This window comes from Kineococcus sp. R86509, from assembly GCF_042466365.1.
Taxonomy (GTDB): Bacteria; Actinomycetota; Actinomycetes; order Actinomycetales; family Kineococcaceae; genus Kineococcus.
In genome coordinates this window covers 3,425,627-3,444,505 of sequence record NZ_JAXHCE010000001.1, presented here as the reverse complement: position 1 = coordinate 3,444,505, position 18,879 = coordinate 3,425,627, and the positions used below count along the sequence as shown (strand labels likewise).

17 protein-coding genes are annotated in these 18,879 nt (G+C 73.1%); 9 read left to right on the top strand and 8 right to left on the bottom strand.

Going from position 1 to position 18,879, the window contains the following annotated elements; all coding sequences use genetic code 11:
- Positions 1-123: 123 nt before the first annotated feature.
- Positions 124-894, top strand: a complete 771-nt coding sequence (locus SJY07_RS16780) for an SDR family oxidoreductase (RefSeq protein ID WP_380160637.1) — start codon at positions 124-126, stop codon at positions 892-894.
- A 134-nt stretch (positions 895-1,028) separates the two neighbouring features.
- Here the strand turns inward: SJY07_RS16780 and SJY07_RS16775 are convergent, their stop codons facing one another.
- The 3 genes from SJY07_RS16775 to SJY07_RS16765 are packed head-to-tail and all read right to left on the bottom strand — an operon-like array spanning position 1,029 to position 4,296.
- Positions 1,029-1,850, bottom strand: a complete 822-nt coding sequence (locus SJY07_RS16775; protein ID WP_380160635.1) for a MurR/RpiR family transcriptional regulator — start codon at positions 1,848-1,850, stop codon at positions 1,029-1,031.
- A 26-nt stretch (positions 1,851-1,876) separates the two neighbouring features.
- Complete coding sequence (locus tag SJY07_RS16770) at positions 1,877-3,085, bottom strand: allantoate amidohydrolase (protein ID WP_380162378.1); 1,209 nt, start codon at positions 3,083-3,085, stop codon at positions 1,877-1,879.
- Between the two features lie 17 nt (positions 3,086-3,102).
- Positions 3,103-4,296 carry a pyridoxal-phosphate-dependent aminotransferase family protein gene (locus SJY07_RS16765; RefSeq protein WP_380162376.1) on the bottom strand — a complete coding sequence of 398 codons (1,194 nt, stop codon included), beginning with the start codon at positions 4,294-4,296 and terminating at the stop codon, positions 3,103-3,105.
- A 137-nt stretch (positions 4,297-4,433) separates the two neighbouring features.
- On the opposite strand from SJY07_RS16765, the gene SJY07_RS16760 reads away from it, so the two are divergent.
- A complete protein-coding gene (locus tag SJY07_RS16760; protein WP_380160633.1) occupies positions 4,434-5,486 on the top strand; it encodes an acetamidase/formamidase family protein in 1,053 nt (350 codons plus the stop codon).
- Between the two features lie 6 nt (positions 5,487-5,492).
- On the opposite strand, the gene SJY07_RS16755 is transcribed toward SJY07_RS16760, so the two are convergent.
- Positions 5,493-6,224: an SDR family oxidoreductase gene (locus tag SJY07_RS16755; protein ID WP_380160631.1), complete on the bottom strand. Its 732-nt coding sequence runs from the start codon at positions 6,222-6,224 to the stop codon at positions 5,493-5,495.
- Positions 6,225-6,318: 94 nt separating this feature from the next.
- Between SJY07_RS16755 and SJY07_RS16750 the strand changes: the two genes are divergently transcribed.
- Positions 6,319-7,158 (top strand): LysR family transcriptional regulator, encoded by an 840-nt coding sequence (locus SJY07_RS16750; RefSeq protein ID WP_380160630.1) that lies wholly within the window; start codon positions 6,319-6,321, stop codon positions 7,156-7,158.
- 9 nt (positions 7,159-7,167) lie between these two features.
- Entirely contained in the window at positions 7,168-7,998 is an 831-nt protein-coding gene (locus SJY07_RS16745; protein ID WP_380160628.1) for a PhzF family phenazine biosynthesis protein, read from the top strand.
- A gap of 6 nt (positions 7,999-8,004) precedes the next feature.
- On the opposite strand, the gene SJY07_RS16740 is transcribed toward SJY07_RS16745, so the two are convergent.
- Positions 8,005-8,631 (bottom strand): TetR/AcrR family transcriptional regulator, encoded by a 627-nt coding sequence (locus tag SJY07_RS16740; RefSeq protein ID WP_380160626.1) that lies wholly within the window; start codon positions 8,629-8,631, stop codon positions 8,005-8,007.
- Positions 8,632-8,771: 140 nt separating this feature from the next.
- On the opposite strand from SJY07_RS16740, the gene SJY07_RS16735 reads away from it, so the two are divergent.
- From SJY07_RS16735 to SJY07_RS16720, 4 genes are read left to right on the top strand one after another with little or no spacing between them, the layout of a single operon-like run.
- Positions 8,772-10,130: a flavin-containing monooxygenase gene (locus SJY07_RS16735; protein WP_380160624.1), complete on the top strand. Its 1,359-nt coding sequence runs from the start codon at positions 8,772-8,774 to the stop codon at positions 10,128-10,130.
- The gene (locus SJY07_RS16730; protein ID WP_380160622.1) at positions 10,127-11,044 is read left to right on the top strand and encodes an SDR family NAD(P)-dependent oxidoreductase; all 918 of its coding nucleotides are present in this window, start codon (positions 10,127-10,129) and stop codon (positions 11,042-11,044) included. Before SJY07_RS16735 ends, SJY07_RS16730 begins: the two co-directional genes overlap by 4 nt.
- The gene (locus SJY07_RS16725; RefSeq protein WP_380160620.1) at positions 11,041-12,477 is read left to right on the top strand and encodes an aldehyde dehydrogenase family protein; all 1,437 of its coding nucleotides are present in this window, start codon (positions 11,041-11,043) and stop codon (positions 12,475-12,477) included. The genes SJY07_RS16730 and SJY07_RS16725 overlap by 4 nt, the downstream gene beginning before the upstream one ends.
- On the top strand, positions 12,474-13,754 hold the full coding sequence (locus tag SJY07_RS16720) for an MFS transporter (RefSeq protein WP_380160618.1): 1,281 nt from the start codon (positions 12,474-12,476) through the stop codon (positions 13,752-13,754). Before SJY07_RS16725 ends, SJY07_RS16720 begins: the two co-directional genes overlap by 4 nt.
- Here the strand turns inward: SJY07_RS16720 and SJY07_RS16715 are convergent.
- Together SJY07_RS16715 and SJY07_RS16710 are read right to left on the bottom strand one after the other, a co-directional pair.
- Positions 13,708-14,367 carry a GNAT family N-acetyltransferase gene (locus tag SJY07_RS16715; protein WP_380160616.1) on the bottom strand — a complete coding sequence of 220 codons (660 nt, stop codon included), beginning with the start codon at positions 14,365-14,367 and terminating at the stop codon, positions 13,708-13,710. The genes SJY07_RS16720 and SJY07_RS16715 overlap by 47 nt on opposite strands.
- A 106-nt stretch (positions 14,368-14,473) precedes the next feature.
- Positions 14,474-15,874: an aspartate aminotransferase family protein gene (locus SJY07_RS16710; protein ID WP_380160614.1), complete on the bottom strand. Its 1,401-nt coding sequence runs from the start codon at positions 15,872-15,874 to the stop codon at positions 14,474-14,476.
- A 164-nt stretch (positions 15,875-16,038) separates the two neighbouring features.
- Here SJY07_RS16710 and SJY07_RS16705 point away from each other — a divergent pair, with 164 nt between their 5' ends.
- A complete protein-coding gene (locus tag SJY07_RS16705; RefSeq protein WP_380160612.1) occupies positions 16,039-17,565 on the top strand; it encodes a PucR family transcriptional regulator in 1,527 nt (508 codons plus the stop codon).
- Here SJY07_RS16705 and allB read toward each other — a convergent pair.
- Positions 17,552-18,877, bottom strand: coding sequence for an allantoinase AllB (gene allB / locus SJY07_RS16700; protein ID WP_380162374.1), 1,326 nt, complete (start codon positions 18,875-18,877; stop codon positions 17,552-17,554). The two genes, SJY07_RS16705 and allB, sit on opposite strands and share 14 nt — an antisense overlap.
- Positions 18,878-18,879: the final 2 nt, after the last annotated feature.

The following is an 18,879-nucleotide window of genomic DNA, read 5'->3' as shown; positions in this document are numbered from 1 at the left end:
GTCGTGGGCGGTTTCCTGTTCTCAGGTGCGAAACGTCCAATACAAGCACTCCGCCCGGCGTCCCGCCCGTCGAGGGATCTGAGACGATCCACTCCCCGGACCGTCCGACCTGCGAGGAACCCCGTGACCGCCAGCTCCCTCTTCGACGTCTCCGGCCGCCTCGCCCTGGTGACCGGTTCCACCCGCGGCATCGGGCGCGCCCTGGCCGAAGGTCTGGTCCGGGCCGGGTGCGACGTCGCCGTCAACGGACGGAGCGCGGAGGCCGCGGAGCGGGTCGCCGCCGAACTCAGCGCGCTCGGTCCGGGCACCGCCCACGCCTGCGCGTTCGACGTCACCGACTCCGCCGCGGTGGACGCCGCGGTCGCCGCGCTGGAAGAGGTCGCGCCGATCGACGTGCTGGTGAACAACACCGGGATGCAGCAGCGGAAGCCCTTCACCGAGTTCACCGACGACGAGTGGCGGCGGCTGCTCGACGTGAACCTCACCAGCGCGTTCACCGTGGCCCGGGCCGTGGCCCGGCGGATGGTCCCGCGCGGGCGGGGGAAGATCGTCAACGTCCTGTCCGTGCAGAGCGAGGTCGTCCGCCCGGGGATCGCGCCCTACGCCGCCACCAAGGGCGGGCTGAAGATGCTGACCAAGGGCATGTGCGCCGACCTCGGCGGGTACGGGATCCAGGTGAACGGCCTGGGTCCCGGGTACTTCGCGACCGAACTCACCGCGGCCCTGGTGGCCGACGAGGAGTTCACCGCCTGGGTCTCCGGGCGGACCCCCGCCGGCCGCTGGGGCGACGTCGCGGAACTCGTGGGCCCGCTGCTGTTCCTGTGCTCCGACGCCTCGGGTTTCGTCAACGGGCAGACGCTGCACGTCGACGGCGGGATGCTCGCGGTCCTCTAGCCCCCACTCCGTCGCGATCGAGCACAGTCCTCGTCGCTCAGGTTCCGTCACGCCGGAGTGGAACGAAGAGCTTCTCGCAGAGCGGATCGAGCCGACTTCCGCTCCAGTCGATCCGGCGAGGGTGGGGCGCGGGGTCAGCTCTCGAGCTCGGCCAGCGCGTCGTGGGCCTTCGCGACCTCACCGACGCGGTGTCGACCTGCACTGCCACGTCGGGCGAGGACACCTTCGGCCAGCACGGCGACCGTCGTCATGACCGCTGCGTAGCTGTCGAAGGCTCCCGGACCGTCGACCGGGACCACGAGCCGGTGCGCGACGGGGGCCGCGGGTGGCCCGGCGGCGGGATCGGTGAGCAGGACGCACGGGACCCCGAGCTCCGCGGCCAGTTCCAGCACCGCCGGGACCGCCGGTGTCCGACGCCGGAAACCCACGACGACGAGGAGGTCCCGCGCGTCGAGTCCCGCGACCTCCTCGGCAACGGTCTGTCCCGGCAACGGCGCGACGGAGACGTCAGGCCGGGCCTGGAGGAGCTGTTCACGGAGGTGCAACGCCACCGGGTAGCTGTTGCGCCAGCCGAGGACGAGAACCCGCCGGGCCGCCGCCAACGTCGTGACGACGCCGTCCAGGTCGGTGGCAGAGAGGTTCTCCGCGGTCCGGGTGAGGTTCTTGACGTCGTGCGCGACGTGCGTCGCGACCGGCCCTGGGCTGCCGTCGGGGAGACCGCCCGTCGGTACCCCCCGGGCCCGCAACGACCGCGCGTCCACCCTGGCCTCGGCGTAGGAAGTGAAACCGAGCCGCCGGAAGAACCGGCTGACCGTCGCCTTCGAAGCACCGGAGAATTCCGCCAGTTCCGCGCCGCTGAACCCGGCCAGGTCGTCGGCCCGTTCCAGGACCACCTCGGCGACCTGACGTTCGGAGGGGGTGAGGTCGGACCACACCGCGTCGATGCGGCCCCTCACACCCGGCTCGTTCACGCCCGGTTCGCTCATGCTCGTCGGCGGGCCACGTCGAGCACGGTGGCCTCGAACGCGTCGATACCGATCGCCACGTCCTCGAGGGTCACCTTCTCCCCCGGGGCGTGGCTGATGCCGTCCTCGCAGCGCACGAAGATCATGGCGACGGGGGTGACGGCGGCGATGGCCATGGCGTCGTGCCCGGCCCGGCTCCAGATCGTCAGGGGTTCGGGGTCACCGGTCGCGGCGATGCCGGCGGTGACGGACTCCACGAGGTCGGCGTCGCAGTACACCCCCGCCGCGGCGTGGACCTCGATGAGTTCGAAACCCAGTCCGCGCAGGCCGCAGAACTCCTGCGCGTAGGCGGTGATCGCGTCGACCAGGACGTCGCGCTGCTCGTCGTGCTCGGCCCGGACGTCGAGGGTGAACTCGACCAGACCGGGGACGACGTTCACCCCACCGGGGAAGGCCTGCAGCCGACCGACGGTGGCGATGCCGCCGAGTTCCACGGCGAGGCGCTCGACGGCGAGCACCACCTGGGACGCACCGACGAGGGCGTCCTTCCGCTTGCCGTAGGGAGTTCCCCCGGCGTGGCGGGCCTCACCGACGACGCGGCCGGCGAAGCGCCGGGCTCCCGCGATCGAGGAGACGACCCCCAGGGGGCGCCCGGCGGCCTCGAGGTGCGGACCCTGTTCGATGTGCAGTTCCAGGTACCCGACGAGTTCCTCCGGCCTCCGGGCCGCCTCGCCGATCCGGGCGGGGTCGAGGCCGAACCGTTCCGCCGCCGACCGGACGCTGACGCCGTCGCGGTCGGTCCGCTCCCACCAGTCCTCGTGCCAGTTCCCGGCGACCGCGAAGCTGCCCGTGAGCGCGGTGGAGAACCGGGTGCCCTCCTCGTCGGAGAACGCGACCACCTCGAGCGCGAACGGCAGTTCCGCGGCGCGCGGGACGAGTCGGGCCGCGACCTCGATCGCGCTCACGACGCCGAGCATCCCGTCGTAGCGTCCCGCGTCGGTCACGGTGTCCAGGTGCGAACCGAGCACGAGCGCGGGCAGCCCGGGTTCGCGGCCCTCCAGGCGTCCCCACTGGTTGCCCGCCTGGTCGCGCCAGGTCCGCATCCCGACCCCGGCCATCCACCCGGCGGCCATCTCGTTGACCCGGGCGTGCTCGGGCGAGAGGTGGACGCGTTCGATCCCGTGCCCGATCGCGGAGACCGCGGCGAGTTCTTCGCAGCGGTCCATCGCGCGCTGTGCCGCACTCACCGGGCGTAGACCTCCTGCGCCGCCACGGTTCCGCCGCCGGGCGCCACGTCCGCACCGTGCGCACGGAGCACCTGTTCGAGGGACGCGAGCGTCACGAGGACGGTGTCCTTGCGGGCGTTGTAACCCATCGTCCCGATGCGCCAGACCTTGCCGGCGAGCGGGCCGAAACTCGTGCCGATCTCGATGCCGTAGTCGTTCAGCATCTCCGCGCGGACGGCGTCGCCGTCGACCCCGGCGGGGATCAGGACGGCCACGACGTTGTGCATCTTGTGCTCGACGTCGCCGTAGACCTCCAGCCCGAGACCCCGGACGCCGGCGAGCATGGCGTCGCCGTGCAGCCGGTGCCGGGCGATCCCGTTCTCGAGCCCCTCCTCGAGCACCAGCCGGGCGCACTCCCGTGCGCCGTAGAGCATCGTGGTGGCCTCGGTGTGGTGGTTCAGCCGCTTCTCGCTCCAGTAGTCGAGGATCATCCCGAGGTCGAAGTAGTTCGAGCGGATGCGGGCCGGGCTCGGCAGGGTGTCCTCGTCGGACTCCGGGTCGGCGCGCAGCCCGGCCTCCACGCTGTGCCGGGCCCGGATCACCTCGACGGCGCGCGGGGACAGCGAGACCGGGGAACTGCCCGAGGGACCACCGAGGCACTTCTGCAGACCGGCGGTGGCGGCGTCGACCTCCCACGCGTCCATCTCGAAGGGGTTCCCGGCGATCGAGGCCGTGCAGTCGACGTAGAGCAGGGCGTCGTAGCGGTGGCACATCGCGCCGACCCCTTCGAGGGGCTGGTTCATGGTGGTCGAGGTGTCGCCCTGGACCATCGCGACGAGCTTCGGCCGCACCTCGCGAACGGCGGCCTCGAGGGCCTCGAGGGTGAACACCTCACCCCAGGGGACCTCGATGGTGTGGACCTCCGCGCCGCAGCGTTCGGCGACCTCGCGCAGCAGGTGGCCGAAGCGGCCGAAGACGGGCACGAGGACCACGTCGCCGGGCGAGAGGAGGGACACCAGCGCCGCCTCGATGCCGGCGCGCGAGGTGCCGTCGACGAGGACGGTCGCCTCGTTGGTGGTGCGGAACACCTCGCGGTAGAGGGCCTGCGTCTCGTTCATGTACGCCGTCATCGCCGGGTCGTACTGCCCGACGAGCTGGGCGGACATGGCGCTCAGGATGCGCGGGTCCACGGTGATCGGCCCCGGGCCCATGAGCAGTCGCGGCGGCGGCGCGACGGGCGCCCCGACCGAGGAGCGGAGCAGGCCGGGGTTCAGGAGCGGGATCGACTGTTCCACGACATCGACCTTATGCAACGATCGTTCCAAAGACCAGCCCTGAGGAGCCTCCCGTGACGGTCCACCTGCTTCCCTCCACGCCGAGCACCGTCCGGTGGGGCGACCTGCCCTGCGCCGGGGACCGCCCCGTGCTCGAGGTCGACCCCGGCGACGTCGTGGTCGTCGACACCGTGAGCCACGAGGGGATCCTCGAGGACCAGGGCCGCGACCCGCTCGCCTTCTTCACCGCCCGCGGGATCGACGCGGCGGCCGTCCTGGCCGACGCCGTCGAGATCGCCCGTTCCGTCGCGCACGACCCCCTCGTCCAGGGCCCGCACGTCGTGACCGGCCCCGTCCGCGTCCGGGGCGCGCGACCCGGCGACGTGCTGTCGGTGACCGTCGAGGCTCTGGAACTGCGCGCGGACTACGGCGTGGTCAGCAACCGGCACGGCCGGGGTGCCCTGCCCGGGGAGTTCCCGCTCGGTGATGTCGACGTCGTCTCCGTGCTGGCCCGGGTCGAGACCGACCCCGACACCGGTCTGCGCCGCGGCAGCCTCCCCGCCGGCCCGGACACCGACGTCCGGGTGCGGTTCCCGCTGAGACCCTTCCTCGGTCTCATGGGGGTGGGGACTCCCGGCCCGGACCACCTGCACTCCGTCCCGCCGGGGATGCACGGCGGGAACGTCGACGTCTCGGCGCTCGGGGTCGGCTCCACGCTGCACCTGCCCGTCCAGGTCGACGGCGCGTTGTTCTACACCGGCGACCCGCACTACTCCCAGGGCGACGGGGAGGTCGCGCTGACCGCCTTCGAGGCACCGCTGCGCGCCACCCTCCGCCTCGACCTCGTCCCCGCGGACGCCGTCCGGGTCCGCGACGCGCTGTGGGGGGAGACCCCGGAACTCCTGGTGCCCATCGGCATCGACCTGGACCTCGGCGAGGCCATGCGGAAGTCGGTCCGCACCGCGATCGCCCTGCTGGTCGACCTCGGGATGGATCCCGCCCACGCGCTGGCCTACCTCTCCGCCGCCGGCGACTTCGCGGTCTCCCAGGTCGTGGACCGGGTGAGCGGCGTGCACGGGACGATCCGCAAGGCCGACCTGGTGGAACTCAGCCGGCTCCGCGACTGACGTCGTTCACCACGGGATGACCCCGTCGTCCTCGAAGAACCCACCCGTCGGTCCGCCGTCGGGCAGGGTCGCCAACCGGATCGCCGTCGCCGCCCCCTGTTCCGGGGTGCGGATCCCGCGGTGACCGTTGAGGTCGGTGGCGACGAAACCCGGGCACGCCGCGTTGACGAGGACGCCCGTCCCGGCGAGTTCCTGGACGTACTGCAGCATGACGGCGTTGAGGAACGTCTTCGACGGCGCGTAGGCCACCGCGACGGGGCCGGTGGTCGTCGCGCTCCCCGCACCGGCCTGGCGGGTCAGCGAACCGACGCTGCTGGAGAGGTTCACGATGCGCGGGGAGGGGGACCGGAGCAACAACGGCAGCATCGCGTTGGTGACCCGGATGACCCCCAGGACGTTGGTCTCGACGACCGAACGGACGATGTCCAGGTCCACCCCGGTCGGGTTCTGCGGCATCCCACCGGTGATGCCGGCGTTGTTGACCAGCGAGTCCAGTCGACCGCAGCGTTCCTCGACCGCTGCGGCCGCGGCCGCGACGCTGCTGTCGTCGGTGACGTCCAGCGCGACGCCGAACGCGTCGACCCCTCGCTCCCGCAGCCTCGACACCGCCTCCTCCCGTCGGACGCTGTCGCGGGCTCCGACCCCGACGCTGAAACCCGACGCCCCCAACCCGGCGGCGATCTCGAACCCGATGCCCTTGTTGGCCCCGGTGACCAGGGCGACCTTCTGCTCACTCATGCCGACGATCGTGCGGGCGCAACGGTTCCCGGGTCCAACACCGTCCCGGTCACGACCGATACCCGTGGAGTATCGATGGGGGTAGCCTTCCCGGATGGAGACCCGGGAGCTGCGCTACTTCGTCGCCGTCGCCGAGGAGCTGCACTTCGGTCGCGCGGCGGAGCGGCTCGGCATCGCGCAACCACCCCTCTCCCGGGCCATCAGCCGGCTGGAACGCCGGTTGGGGACCCCCCTCCTCCTGCGGACCAGTCGCTCGGTGACGCTGACCGAGGCGGGTGGCGTCCTGCTGCACGAGGGACGGGCCGCGCTCGACGCCGTCGAAACGGCGGAGGTGCGCACCCGCCGCGCGGCGACGGCCGAACCCTCCGTCGTCCTCGCGACCAAGGCCGCGGCCTCGAGCGAACTCCTCGCGAAGCTCCTGCACGCCTACGCCGCCGAACCCGGGGCCGCGCACGTCGAGGTCCTGCTCTGCGGTCCCGCCGAGCAGGAGCGTCTGCTGCGCACCGGCCGCGCCGACGTCGCGATCCTGCACCGCCCGTTCGACGACACCCGGGGTTTCGACACCGAGGAACTGCTGACCGAGGGGCAGGTCGCGATCCTCCCCGCGGGCCACCCGCTCACGACCCGCCGCACCGTCCGGCTCGCGGAACTCGACGGGCAGGCGGGACTGCCGATGCCCCGCTGGCCCCGGCCCGACGGGAGCTACCCCGACGGGCCCGGGCCCGAGGTCCGCGACCACGCGCAACTGCTGCAGCTCGTCGCCCTCGGTCGCACCCTCACCGTCGCCCCGGAATCGGCCCGGTCGCAGTTGCGCGACGACGTCGTCGCCGTCCCGGTCCTCGACGCACCGGAGGTCACGACGGTCATCGCGTGGCCGCCGAGCAGCCGGTCCCGCGCCGTGGCCGACCTCGTCCGCACCGCGACCCGCCTCTAGGGTCGACAGGTGCCCGCGCTGCCGTTCACCCAGGTCGACGTCTTCTCCGAAGAACCCCTCGGCGGGAACCCGGTCGCCGTCGTCCACGACGCCGACGACCTGACGAGCGGGCAGATGCAGCGGTTCGCGAACTGGACGAACCTGTCCGAGACGACGTTCCTGCTGCGCCCGAGCACGTCCCGCGCCGACTACCGGGTCCGCATCTTCACCACGGAGCAGGAACTCCCGTTCGCCGGGCACCCCACGCTGGGTTCGGTGCGGGCGTGGCTGACCGCGGGAGGGAACCCGCAGATCCCCGGCGTCATCGTCCAGGAGTGCGGGGCCGGCCTGGTCGAGGTGCGCGTCGGGGAACCGCACCTCGCCTTCGCCGCACCGCCGCTGTTCCGGAAGGGTCCGCTCGAGGCGGAACTGCTGGAACGGCTCGTGGCGGGCCTCGGGATCTCCCCCGCGGACGTCGTGTCGGGTTCTCACCTGCACAACGGGCCGCAGTGGGTGGTGCTGCAGGTGAGCGACGCCGCAACGGTTCTGGGGCTGGTCCCGGTTCCGGGTCCGCTGGCCGGCCTCGACGTGGGCGTGGTGGGGCGGCACCCCGCCGGGCACGAGACGCAGATCGAGGTCCGGGCCTTCGTCAGCGACGGCCGGACCGTCGTGGAGGACCCCGTCACGGGCAGCCTGAACGCCGGCGTCGGGCAGTGGCTCACCGACCTCCCGCCCCGCTACGTCGCGGCGCAGGGAACGGCGGTGGGCCGGAGCGGACGGGTGCACGTCGAGCGGGACGGTTCCCGGGTGTGGGTCGGCGGCGCCACGGCCGTCGTGGTGTCCGGGGTCGTTCGACCCTGAGGTCGGTCAGCCTTCCTGGTCCCGGATCCAGAGGCCCATCAGCCGGCTGAAGAACTGCAGGAGTTCTTCGGCCGGCGTGCCCTCCGGGTCGGCGAGCTCGGCCAGGGCCAGTCCGTCGACGAAGACCCCGACGAACCCGGCGAGCACCTCCGGGTCGACGTCGCCGCTGCCGTCCGGCACGTGCGCCCGCACCCAGGGATCGGTGACCGAGCGCGCCGCCTCCCGCATCGCGCTGTACTGCTGTCGGGCGATCTCCGCGCGTCCCTCGGACCGCAGCGACCAGGTGGTCAACTCGTAGAGGGACAGGCGGCGGCCCCGGTCGAAGGACTCCTCCGCGGCGAGGGCGGCCTGCAGCCGCCGCAGCGCGTCCTCCGCGGGGCCCCCGGCGACTCCGGGGACCACGTCGCGTCCGGCGCCCTGCACCTCGCGCAGGTGGGCGAGGGCGACCTCCTGCACCAGTTCGTCCTTGCTGGCGAACCAGTAGTGGACGGTGCCCAGCGGAACCCCCGCCTCCTCGGCGATGCGGCGGGTGGTCGTCGCGGCGACCCCGTCACGGCCGACCACCCGGGCGGCGGCGGCGATGAGCTCGTCCCGTTTCGCGGCCGGGTCTCGACGGGTCCTCGGTGGCGCCATACCCGGGATGGTCGCACACCCGTCGGGGCTCCGGACAAGTTTTCGGTCATTTGACCTGGACGCTTGACCAGAAGACGACCGTGCGCGCATCGTGTTCCTGCACAGCCCGACGCCCCTCCCCCCGCCTCCTGGAGGTCCTGATGCCCATCCCCTCGCCGACCCTCGGCCCGCTCGAGGACCGGGGTGACGCCGTGCTCGTCGTCGGCGCCGGACCGGCCGGACTCGCCGCGGCCCGGGCCCTGCGGGCCCGCGGTCTGAGCTACGACCACGTCGACCGTCACGGCGTCGGCGGCATCTGGGACATCGAAGCCCCCGGTTCGCCGATGTACGAGGCCGCCCACTTCATCTCCAGCCGCACGTTGTCGGGTTTCGAAGGTTTTCCGATGCCCGCGGACTACCCGGACTACCCCCACCACCGCCAGGTCCTCGCCTACCTGCGCTCCTTCGCCGACGCCTACGACCTCACCGACCGCGTCGAGACCGGGGTCGAGGTCCGTGACGTCGACCGGTCCGGCGACCGCTGGCAGGTCACGCTCACCGACGGCCGTCGACGGGAGTACGCGGGGATCGTCTGCTGCAGCGGCGCCCAGTGGTTCCCCGTGCTGCCCGACCTGCCGGGCGAGTTCGCCGGTGAACTGCGGCACAGCAACACCTACCGCAGCGCCGACGAGGTCCGCGGCCGGCGGGTCCTCGTCGTCGGTGGCGGCAACAGCGGGTGCGACATCGCCGTCGACGCGGCCCGGACCGCCGACCGCGTGCTGCTGAGCATGCGGCGCGGGTACTGGTTCATCCCCAAGCACGTCTTCGGACGACCCTCCGACGTCTTCGCCGCGGGCGGCCCGCACCTGCCGGTCCGGTTGCAGCAGAAGGTCTTCGGGTGGGTCCTGAACCTGCTGAACGGTCGTCCGGAACGGTGGGGCCTGCAGAAACCCGACCACCGGCTCTTCGAGACCCACCCCGTCCTGAACAGCAACCTGTTCCTCGCCCTGCAGCACGGGGACGTCGAACCACGTCCCGCGATCCGTTCTGTGGACGGTCACCGGGTGGTGTTCACCGACGGTCAGGAGGCCGAGGTCGACACCATCATCGCCGCGACCGGCTACCGCCACGCGGTTCCCTACGCCCAGCGCTTCCTGGGCAGCGACCAGCACCCCGACCTCTACCTCACGAGCTTCTCCCGGCAGTACGAGGGCCTGTTCGGCATCGGTTTCACCGAGACGAACTCCGGGGCGTTCAAGCACTTCGACGCCCTGGCGCAGATGATCGCGAGCCACCTGGACGACCGCCGGAACCGGCCGGAGCAGTACCGGGGCTTCCGGCAGTTCATCGCCGACGACACCCCTGACCTCACCGGCGGGCTCTCCTTCGACTCCTCCGCACGCCACCAGGGCTACGTCGACGCCGATGCCCTGACCCGGTACCGCGCTGCGGTCGGACGCCGGTTCGGGTGGCGCCTGCAGACGGGTACCCGCCGCGACCTCGCCGGGGTGCGGTCGTGATCCGGCAGGCGGCACGGGCGCTCACCGGACTGCTGCGGGCCCCGGGCTTCGACCCCCGGGGCAAGGTGGTCGTCATCACCGGCGGCGCCGGCGGCATCGGCAGCGCCCTCGGACGCCGACTGGCCCGCGACGGGGCGAGCATCGCCGTGCTCGACCGCGACGCCGAGCGCTGCCGGCAGGTCGTGGCGGACCTCCCGCGGGTGGGGACCGCGCACCACGAGGGTTTCGTGGGTGACCTCACCGACCCGGCGCAGGTGAGTGAACTCCTCGACGACGTGGGCGGCGTCTACGGGTACGTCGACGTGCTCGTCAACAACACCGGGATGACCAGTGCCGAACGGTTCGCGGACCGGTCCCTGGAGTCGATCGACCACGAGCTCCTGGTGAACCTGACCTCCCCCCTCTACGTCACCCGCGCGGCGATCCCGTTGCTGCGCAGAGCGAGCGACCCGCGCATCATCTCCACGGTCTCGCTCGCCGGGATGATGCCGCAGGCGGAGACGCCGATCTACTGCGCCTCCAAGTTCGGCCTCCGCGGAGCCATGCTCTCCATCGCCCTGGACCTGGAGCCGCACATCCGCGTCTCCTCGGTCCTGCCCTCGGCCACCGACACCCGGATGCTGCGCCAGGAGGCCGTCGACGGGGGCAACGCCCTGCAGTTCCAGTCACCCCCGCAGAGCGCGGAGGACGTCGTGGACGCCGTGGTGCGGTTGCTGCACAGACCGAGGTTGGAGGGGTACCCGAAACCGCGGGAGGCGCGCCTCGTCCGCGCCGCGATGGCGTTCCCGAACCTGCTCCCCGTGGCGCTGTCCTTCTTCGAGGGCAAGGGCGAGGCGGGTCGCCACCGCTACCTGACGGAACTGCAGCGGCGGGGTGACGTCGTCGAGGTCGACGGCCGGCTGGTCCTCCGGTGAGCGTGATCGTCCTCGTCGACCCGGCCACCGGTGAAACCGTCGGCACCTCCCCCGTCCAGGGTCCGGCAGAGGTGGACGAGGCCGTCCGCGTCGCCCGCGAGCGGGTCCGGGAGGGGATCTGGTCGGCGCGTCCGGTCCGGGAACGGGGCGCGGTCCTGCACCGCCTCGCGGACCTGGTGGAACGCGACGCGGACCACCTGGCGGGCCTGGACTCCCGCCAGTCGGGTCGGCCGATCACCGAGGTGCGGGAGAACGACCTGCCGGGTGCGGTGGAGTCGCTGCACTGGTTCGCCGGTGCCGTCGACAAGCTCACCTCCCCCGTCACCGGCGGGCCGAACGGGGGCACCGGGCACGCACTGTCGTTGACCCTGCTCGAACCCGTCGGGGTAGGCGCGGCGATCCTGCCGTGGAACTACCCGCTGGCCATGGCGGCCTGGAAGGTCGGGCCCGCGCTGGCCGCGGGCAACGGCCTGCTGCTCAAACCCGCCGAGGCGACCCCGGGATCCGCCCTGCACCTGGCGGAACTCGCCCGCGAGGCCGGGCTCCCCGACGGCGCGCTGACCGTCCTCACCGGAACGGGCGCCGACACCGGCGCGGCCCTGGCGGGTCACCCCGACGTCGACGCGATCTCCTTCACGGGTTCCACCACCGCCGGTGCGGCGATCCTGCGGGCGGCCGCGGACAGCGGGTTCAAGCGGGTGACGCTGGAGATGGGCGGCAAGAACCCCCAGGTGGTGTTCCCCGACGCGGTCCGGGGAGCCGGCCCCGGGGAGTTCGACCGCCTCCTGGACCACGTGGTCGAGTCGGCGTTCCTCTCCAGCGGCCAGAACTGCACCGCGGGCTCGCGGATCCTGGTCCACGAGGACGTCGCCGAGGAACTCCTGTCCGCTCTGCTGGAACGAGTGGCCACGCTGACCGTCGGCGACCCCGCGGACCCGGCCACCCGGCTCGGGCCGCTGATCAGCGCCGGGGCCCGCGACCGCGTCCACGGTCTCGTGCTGCGGGCCGTGGCCGCGGGGGCCCGTGTCCTCACCGGCGGGACCCCCTGCCCCGGTTCGGGTTTCGGCTACCCGGCCACGGTGCTCGTCGACGTGGCCGCCGGGGCCGAGATCGAACGCGAGGAGGTCTTCGGACCCGTCGTCACCGTCTCCACGTTCCGGACCGAGAGCGGGGTGGTGGCCCGGGCCAACGACACCCGCTACGGCCTCGCGGCCTCGGTGTGGACGCGCGACGTGGACCGCGCGCTGCGCCTCGCCCGGTCCCTCGACGCCGGGATCGTCTCGATCAACGCCTACAGCGAGGGGGACGTCGCGACCCCGTTCGGCGGTTTCGGGTCCTCCGGGTTCGGCGCCCCGGAGAAGTCGCTGGAGGCCTTCGCCCAGTGGACCCGGCGCAAGGCCGTGTGGCTGCACGCCGGTGGGTCACCGGCGTGAGCGGGGACACCGCCGCCGACCCGCCACCGACGCGGTGGGTGCTCACCCTCACGCTGGCCTGGCTGGGGTTGTGGATCGCCCAGTTCGCGCCGCTGCAGGTCCTGCTGCCGGGGCTGACCTCCCGGCTGGTGACGTCGACGTCCTGGATCCGGGTGGTCCTGGTGTTCGGCGTGGTCGCGGGCGTCGCCGGCGGGGTGGCCGCAGTGGTCGTCCCGCGAGTGGGTCGCTCCCTGGACCGCGCCGGCGGGAGCGGGAGCGGACACCGGGCGTGGTTCGCCACGGCGGTGGGCGTCTGCGTGGTGGGGCTGGTCGCGCTCGGCCTGCAGACGACGGTGGTGGGGGCGACGCTGGCGTGGTCGGTGGCCCTGCTGGGGCAGTGCTCGGCCGGCGTGGTCCTCACCACCGCACTCGCCCGCCACGTGCCGCCGCGCTACCAGGCCACCGTCTCCACGGCCGTCGCGGTGGCCAACGCCGCCGGTGTCGTGCTGGGAACGGCGCTCGCCGGGGCGAGCGGGGACGACTTCGCGCGGGGAGGAGCGCTGCTGGCCCTGGCGGTGCTGGTGACCTGCCTGCCCTTCGCCCTGACCCGGCCACCACCGCGGGTCGACACCGTCACGACCGCAGCGGCGCCGGACGGGAGCGGACCGGGGCCGGCGACGCGCTCGCGACGACCGCTGCGGGTCGCGTTCACGGCTCGGAGCCTGCTGACCCTGGGGAACGCGCTCGGGACGACCCTGCTGCTGTTCTTCTTCACCTACGACCTGCACCTGCCCGACGCCGAGACGTTCCTCGTCGAGGTGGTCGTCGTCTACGTGGTGGCGACGGTGCTCACCGCCGCCGTCTGCGGTCCGCTGTCGGACCTGCTGCAGGCGCGGCGGGTCTTCCTCGTGGCCGCCGGCGTGCTGCAGGCCGGGGCGGCCCTCGTGCTGGCCCTCTCCCCCACCCGGACGGACGTCGTGACCGCCGCCGTCGTGATCGGGGTCGGGTGGGGCGCCTTCATGGCGGTCGACCAGGCCGTCGTGGCCACGGTCACCGACGGGGTCGAGGGACGGGGACGTGACGTCGCCGTCCTCGGGGTCGCGTCCTCGTTGCCCCAGAACCTCGGCCCGCTGCTGGCCTCGCTCGTGGTCGCGGCGGCCGGTGGGTTCGCACCGCTGTTCCTCGTCGCCGCGGTGGTGGTCCTGACCGGCGGGGCAGCCGCCGTGGCCCTGCCCCGCGGTCCCGGCCGGGTCAGGCGAGCGGGCGCGCCGGTCGCCACATCGAGGCCGGGCCGGTGACGGTCCCGAGCGCCTCGACGGTGGCCAGGAAGCGGAACCCGAAGGACTCGTAGAGCGTCCGGCTGCGGGGGGTCGACGCCTCCAGGTAGGCGGCCGCCCCGGCGGCGTCCACCTGACGCAGCCGGGAGGCCAGCAGCGTCGACCCCACCCCGAGACCCCGGGCGCCGTCGCCCACCCCGATCGCGGTGAGGTACCAGTGCTCCGGGACCGGGCGGTGCCGCGCCAGCACGGCCTGGTTGGCCAGGGCACGACGGATCCCCCTCCAGCCCAGCGCCTTCCAGAAGGTCGGGAGCTGAGCGACCTGCGCCGGGAGGTGACCCGCGCTCCCGGGGGCCTCCCAGGCCGCCGCACCCAGCACGCGCCCGTCGGGACCCACGGCGACGTCCACCGCACCGTGGCGCAGGGCCCCCGACGCCAGCACGGCCCCGAAGAAGCCGCGGGTGCGCCGGTGACGCTCGGGTCCGGTCCCGGTGAACGTCGCCATCACCGGGTCCGCGGCGAAGGCGGTGGCCAGGACGTCGGTGACGACCTCGAGCTCACCGGGCACGGCGGGGCGCACCTCGACGACCGGCGGGGCGGCAGCGTCCTGGGGGGTGAGCGGGGTCGGGAGCACGGGTCCTCCTGGTCGTGGCGGGTCCCTGGTCCGGGACGCCTCCACTGTAGGCAGATATCTGGTCACTTGACCAGTTCACCTGACCAGATGGCCCCGTGCCCCGCAGTCAGACCAGCTCCATCGCCTCGATCAGGGTCGTCCGCAGGATCTGCTCCATCTCGTCGAACTCCGCCTGACCGGTGGTCAGCGCCGGCGCCACCTGGATGACCGGTTCGCCGCGGTCGTCCGGACGGGCGTAGAGACCGTTCCGGAACAGGGCCGACGGCAGGAACTGCTTGATGAGCGTCTCGCGCTCCCCGAGGTCGAACGTCTCCTTCGTCGTCTTGTCCTTGACGAGTTCGACGGCCCAGAAGTACCCGTCGCCCCGGACGTCGCCCACGATGTCCAGGTCCAGCAGCTTCTTCAGGGTGTCGCCGAGGGCCTGCTCGTGGTCGAGGACGTTCTGGTTCAACCCCTCGCGCTCGAAGATGTCGAGGTTCGCCAACGACACCGCCGCCGACACCGGGTGCCCGCCGAAGGTGTACCCGTGGGGGAAGAAGTTCTTGCCCTCGAGGAAGGGCGCCATGATGCGGTCCGAGGCGATCATCGCGCCGATCGGGCCGTAGCCGGAACTCATGCCCTTCGCGCAGGTGATGATGTCGGGCTGGTAGCCGAACTTCTCGCAGGCGAACATCGTGCCGTGGCGGCCGAAACCGCAGATGACCTCGTCCGAGACGAGCAGCACGTCGTACTTGTCGCAGATCTCCCGCACCAGCTGGAAGTAGCCGGGCGGCGGGGTGAGGCACCCACCGGAGTTCTGCACGGGTTCGAGGACGACGGCCGCGACCGTGTCGGGACCCTCGAAGAGGATCGCCTCCTCGATGCGGGCCGCGGACCACCGGCCGAACTCGACCGGGTCGGTCGGGGCACCCATCCGCTCGGCACGGTAGATGTTCGTGTTCGGCACCCGGAAACCACCCGGGGTCAGCGGTTCGAAGGCCTGCTTCATCGCCGGCAGGCCGGTGATCGCCAGCGCCCCCTGCGGAGTCCCGTGGTAGGCGGTCGCCCGCGAGATGACCTTGTGCTTCAGCGGTTTCCCGGTGAGCTTGAAGTACTGCTTGGCGACCTTCCAGGCGCTCTCGACGGCCTCGCCACCCCCGGTGGTGAAGAACACCCGGTTCAGGTCACCCGGGGCGTAGGACGCGACGCGTTCCGCGAGCTGGATCGCGGGTTCGGTGGCGTAGCCCCAGACGGGGAAGAACGCGAGGGTCTCGGCCTGCTTGGCCATGACCTCGGCGAGTTCCGCGCGACCGTGCCCGGCCTGGACGACGAACAGGCCGGAGAGGCCGTCGAGGACCTTGTGACCCTGGTCGTCCCAGACGTAGGCACCCTCGCCCTTGACGATGACGGGAGCCGGCCTGTCCTGGTAGGCACCCATGCGCGCGAAGTGCATCCACAGGTGGTCGCGCGCGGCGGTGGTGAGGTCGGAGGACCCCGCACCCTGGACGACCTGCTCGGTCACGGTCATGCCGAACCCTCCTCGAGTTCCAACGACGACGTCTGCGGGGGTTGTCCGCCGGGGGTTGCCCGTCGATCCTCCCACCCTCCCGCCGCGGATGACAGGGGCACCAGCGACGCATCGTCGGCGCTGCACCAGGACCACCGACGAACCGTCGGCGTTAGCCTGCCCCCGTGCTCACCGTCGCGGACGTCCTGGCGCTGCCCGTCCTGGCCGCGGGCGGCCCGCGGGTGCGCGCCGGCGAGGACCGCCTCGGGGTGCGCGTGCGGTGGGTGCACGTCAGCGAGCAGACGGAGGTCGCCGGGCTCCTGGGGGGTGGCGAACTGCTGCTCTCCACCGGCATGGGGCTGCGCGACGTGGACCTCGCCGCCTACGTCGCCTCCCTCGTCGACGCCGGCGCCGTCGGCCTGGTCGTCGAACTCGGCGACCACCTCGCCGCCCTGCCGCCGGCGCTGGTCCGCGCCGCCCGCGCCGCCCGGTTCCCGCTGGTCGAACTGCACCGGGTGGTCCGGTTCGTCGAGGTGACCGAGCAGGTGCACGCCCGGTTGCTGGTGGACCAGCACGAGCGCCTGCGCTTCGCCGAACGCGTCCACGCCTCCTTCGCGGGGCTGAGCACGACGGGGGCCACGACGGCGGAGGTCCTGGACCGGGCGGCGAAACTCCTCGACGGGCCCGTGGTGCTCGAGGACGTGGCCCACCGCGCGGTCGCCCACGTCGCCGGGCCGGCGGGGACGGCGCAGGTGCTCTTCGACTGGTCGCGGCGCTCGCGGCGCGAGGGCGGCCACGAGGGGTGGTCGACGGCGCCGGTGGGCGCACCGGGCAACCGCTGGGGCCGACTCGTCGCCCCGGGCCCGAGCGGGGGCCGCGACGCGGTGCTCGTCCTGGAACGCGCCGCGGAGGTCCTGACGGTGCTGCGGCTGCTGTCCCCCGAGGGGGACCGCGACCTCGCCGACCGCGCGCACGCGGACCTCGTGCAGGACCTGTTGCGGGCCCGCCCCGTGGACGAAGCCGCACTGCGCCAACGGGTCCGCGCCCTCGGGTTGCCGACCCGCGGGGGTTTCGCCGCTGCGGCCGTGCACACTCCCGGCGGCGCGGACCGGGCCACGGTGGCGCAGACGCTCGCCCACGTGGGCGGGGTCGGCATCACCGGCGTCCTCGGCCACGACGTCGTCGGCGTGCTGCTGGTGGGACGGGAGGACGCGACGGCGACGTTGCTGCCGCGGCTCGCGCAGGCCCTCCCCGCCGCGGCCACCCTCGGCGCCGCCGGGGTGGTCGGTGAGCTCAGCGCCACGGCGGAGGGTTTCGCCGAAGCCCGTCACGTCGCCCAGGTCGCGGCCGCCGCGCCGCGCCGGGTCCCGGGTGCGGTCCACCGCACCGCCGACCTCGGGGTGCGGGGGTTGTTGTGGCACCTACGCGGCGACCACCGGGTCGCGCAGTTCGCGGAGGCGCAGCTGTCCTCGGTGCTGGACGCCGTCGACGGTGGCGACGCCGACCTCGCCCTGCTCACCGCCTACCTCGAGGTCGGCGGTTCGATGACCCCGCTCGCGGCGCGGCTGCACCTGTCCCGGCCGGCGACCTACGGTCGGGTGGAACGGCTCGCCCAGCGCCTCGGCCGCGATCTCGACGACCCGGAGACCCGGGTGGCGCTGCACCTCGCGCTGCTCACCCGGGCCCAGCAGGGACTGCTCAGGGACGGGTGAGGAGTTCCCCGCGGGGTTGCGCCCCGAGGTCGAGGAGTTCACCGCGACGCCAGGTCGAGCGCACCGCGCCGGTGAAGGTGCGCCCCTGGTAGGGCGTGACCTTGTTCTTGTGCTGCAACGTCTCCGCGTCCACCATCCACTCCTCCTCAGGGGCGAAGACGGCGAAGTCGGCGACGTTCCCGGCAGCGATCCGACCTCGGTCGGTGAACCCCGCGAGGTCGGCGGTGGCCGAGGACATCCAGCCGACGACGGTCTCCAGCGCGACCCCGCGGCCGCGGGCGGCCGTCCACACGGCGGGCAGGCCGAGCTGCACCGAGGCGATGCCGCCCCAGGCGGCCCCGAAGTCCCCCTCCTCCAGGCGCTTCAGCTCCGCGGTGCACGGGGAGTGGTCGGAGACGACGCAGTCGATCGTCCCGTCCAGCAGCCCCCGCCACAACGCGTCCTGCTCGGCGCGGTCGCGGATCGGGGGGCAGCACTTGAACGACGTGTCGCCGTCGGGGACCTCGGCGGCGTCGAGGGTCAGGTAGTGCGGGCACGTCTCGACGGAGAGGTGGGTGCCGGCCGCCTTCGCCGCCCGGACCTCGGCGAGGCCGGCCGCCGAGGACAGGTGCACGACGTGCACGCGGGCCCCGGCACGGGCGGCCGCCTCGGCGACGGAGCGCACGGCGAGCGCCTCCGCGGCCGGCGGACGCGATCCGACGAAGTCCGCGAAGCGGCGACCACCCGGGTGGGCGTGCGCGCCGATCTCCCCGGCGTCCTCGGCGTGGGCCAGCAGCAGGCCGTCGAAGCGCGCGAGTTCGGTCAGCGCCTCCTGCAGACCGGCGGCGTCCAGGGGCTGGAACTCCTCGATCCCGGAGTCGAGCAGGAAGCACTTCACCCCGAACACCCCGGCCTCGTGCAGCGGTTCGAGCTGGTCGGCGTTGCCCGGCACGGCGCCGCCCCAGAAACCCACGTCGATGACGCACTTCCCCTGCGCAGCCGTCCGCTTCAGCTCCAGCGCCTCGGGGTCCAGGGTCGCCGGGGTGCTGTTCAGCGGCATGTCGAGGATCGTCGTGATCCCCCCGGCCGCCGCGGCGCGGGTCGCCGAGGCGAAACCCTCCCACTCGGTGCGCCCGGGTTCGTTGACGTGGACGTGGGTGTCGACCAGGCCCGGCAGCAGCACCTCGTCGTCGGCGAGGACCACCTCGCGGGCCGCGTCCCAGACGTGGTCGAACGCCTCGACGCCGACGACCAGCCCGTCCTGCACCCCGACCGAGACCGGTCGCTGCGCACCGTCCACGACAGCCCGTGCCGCCCGCAGCACCAGATCCACCC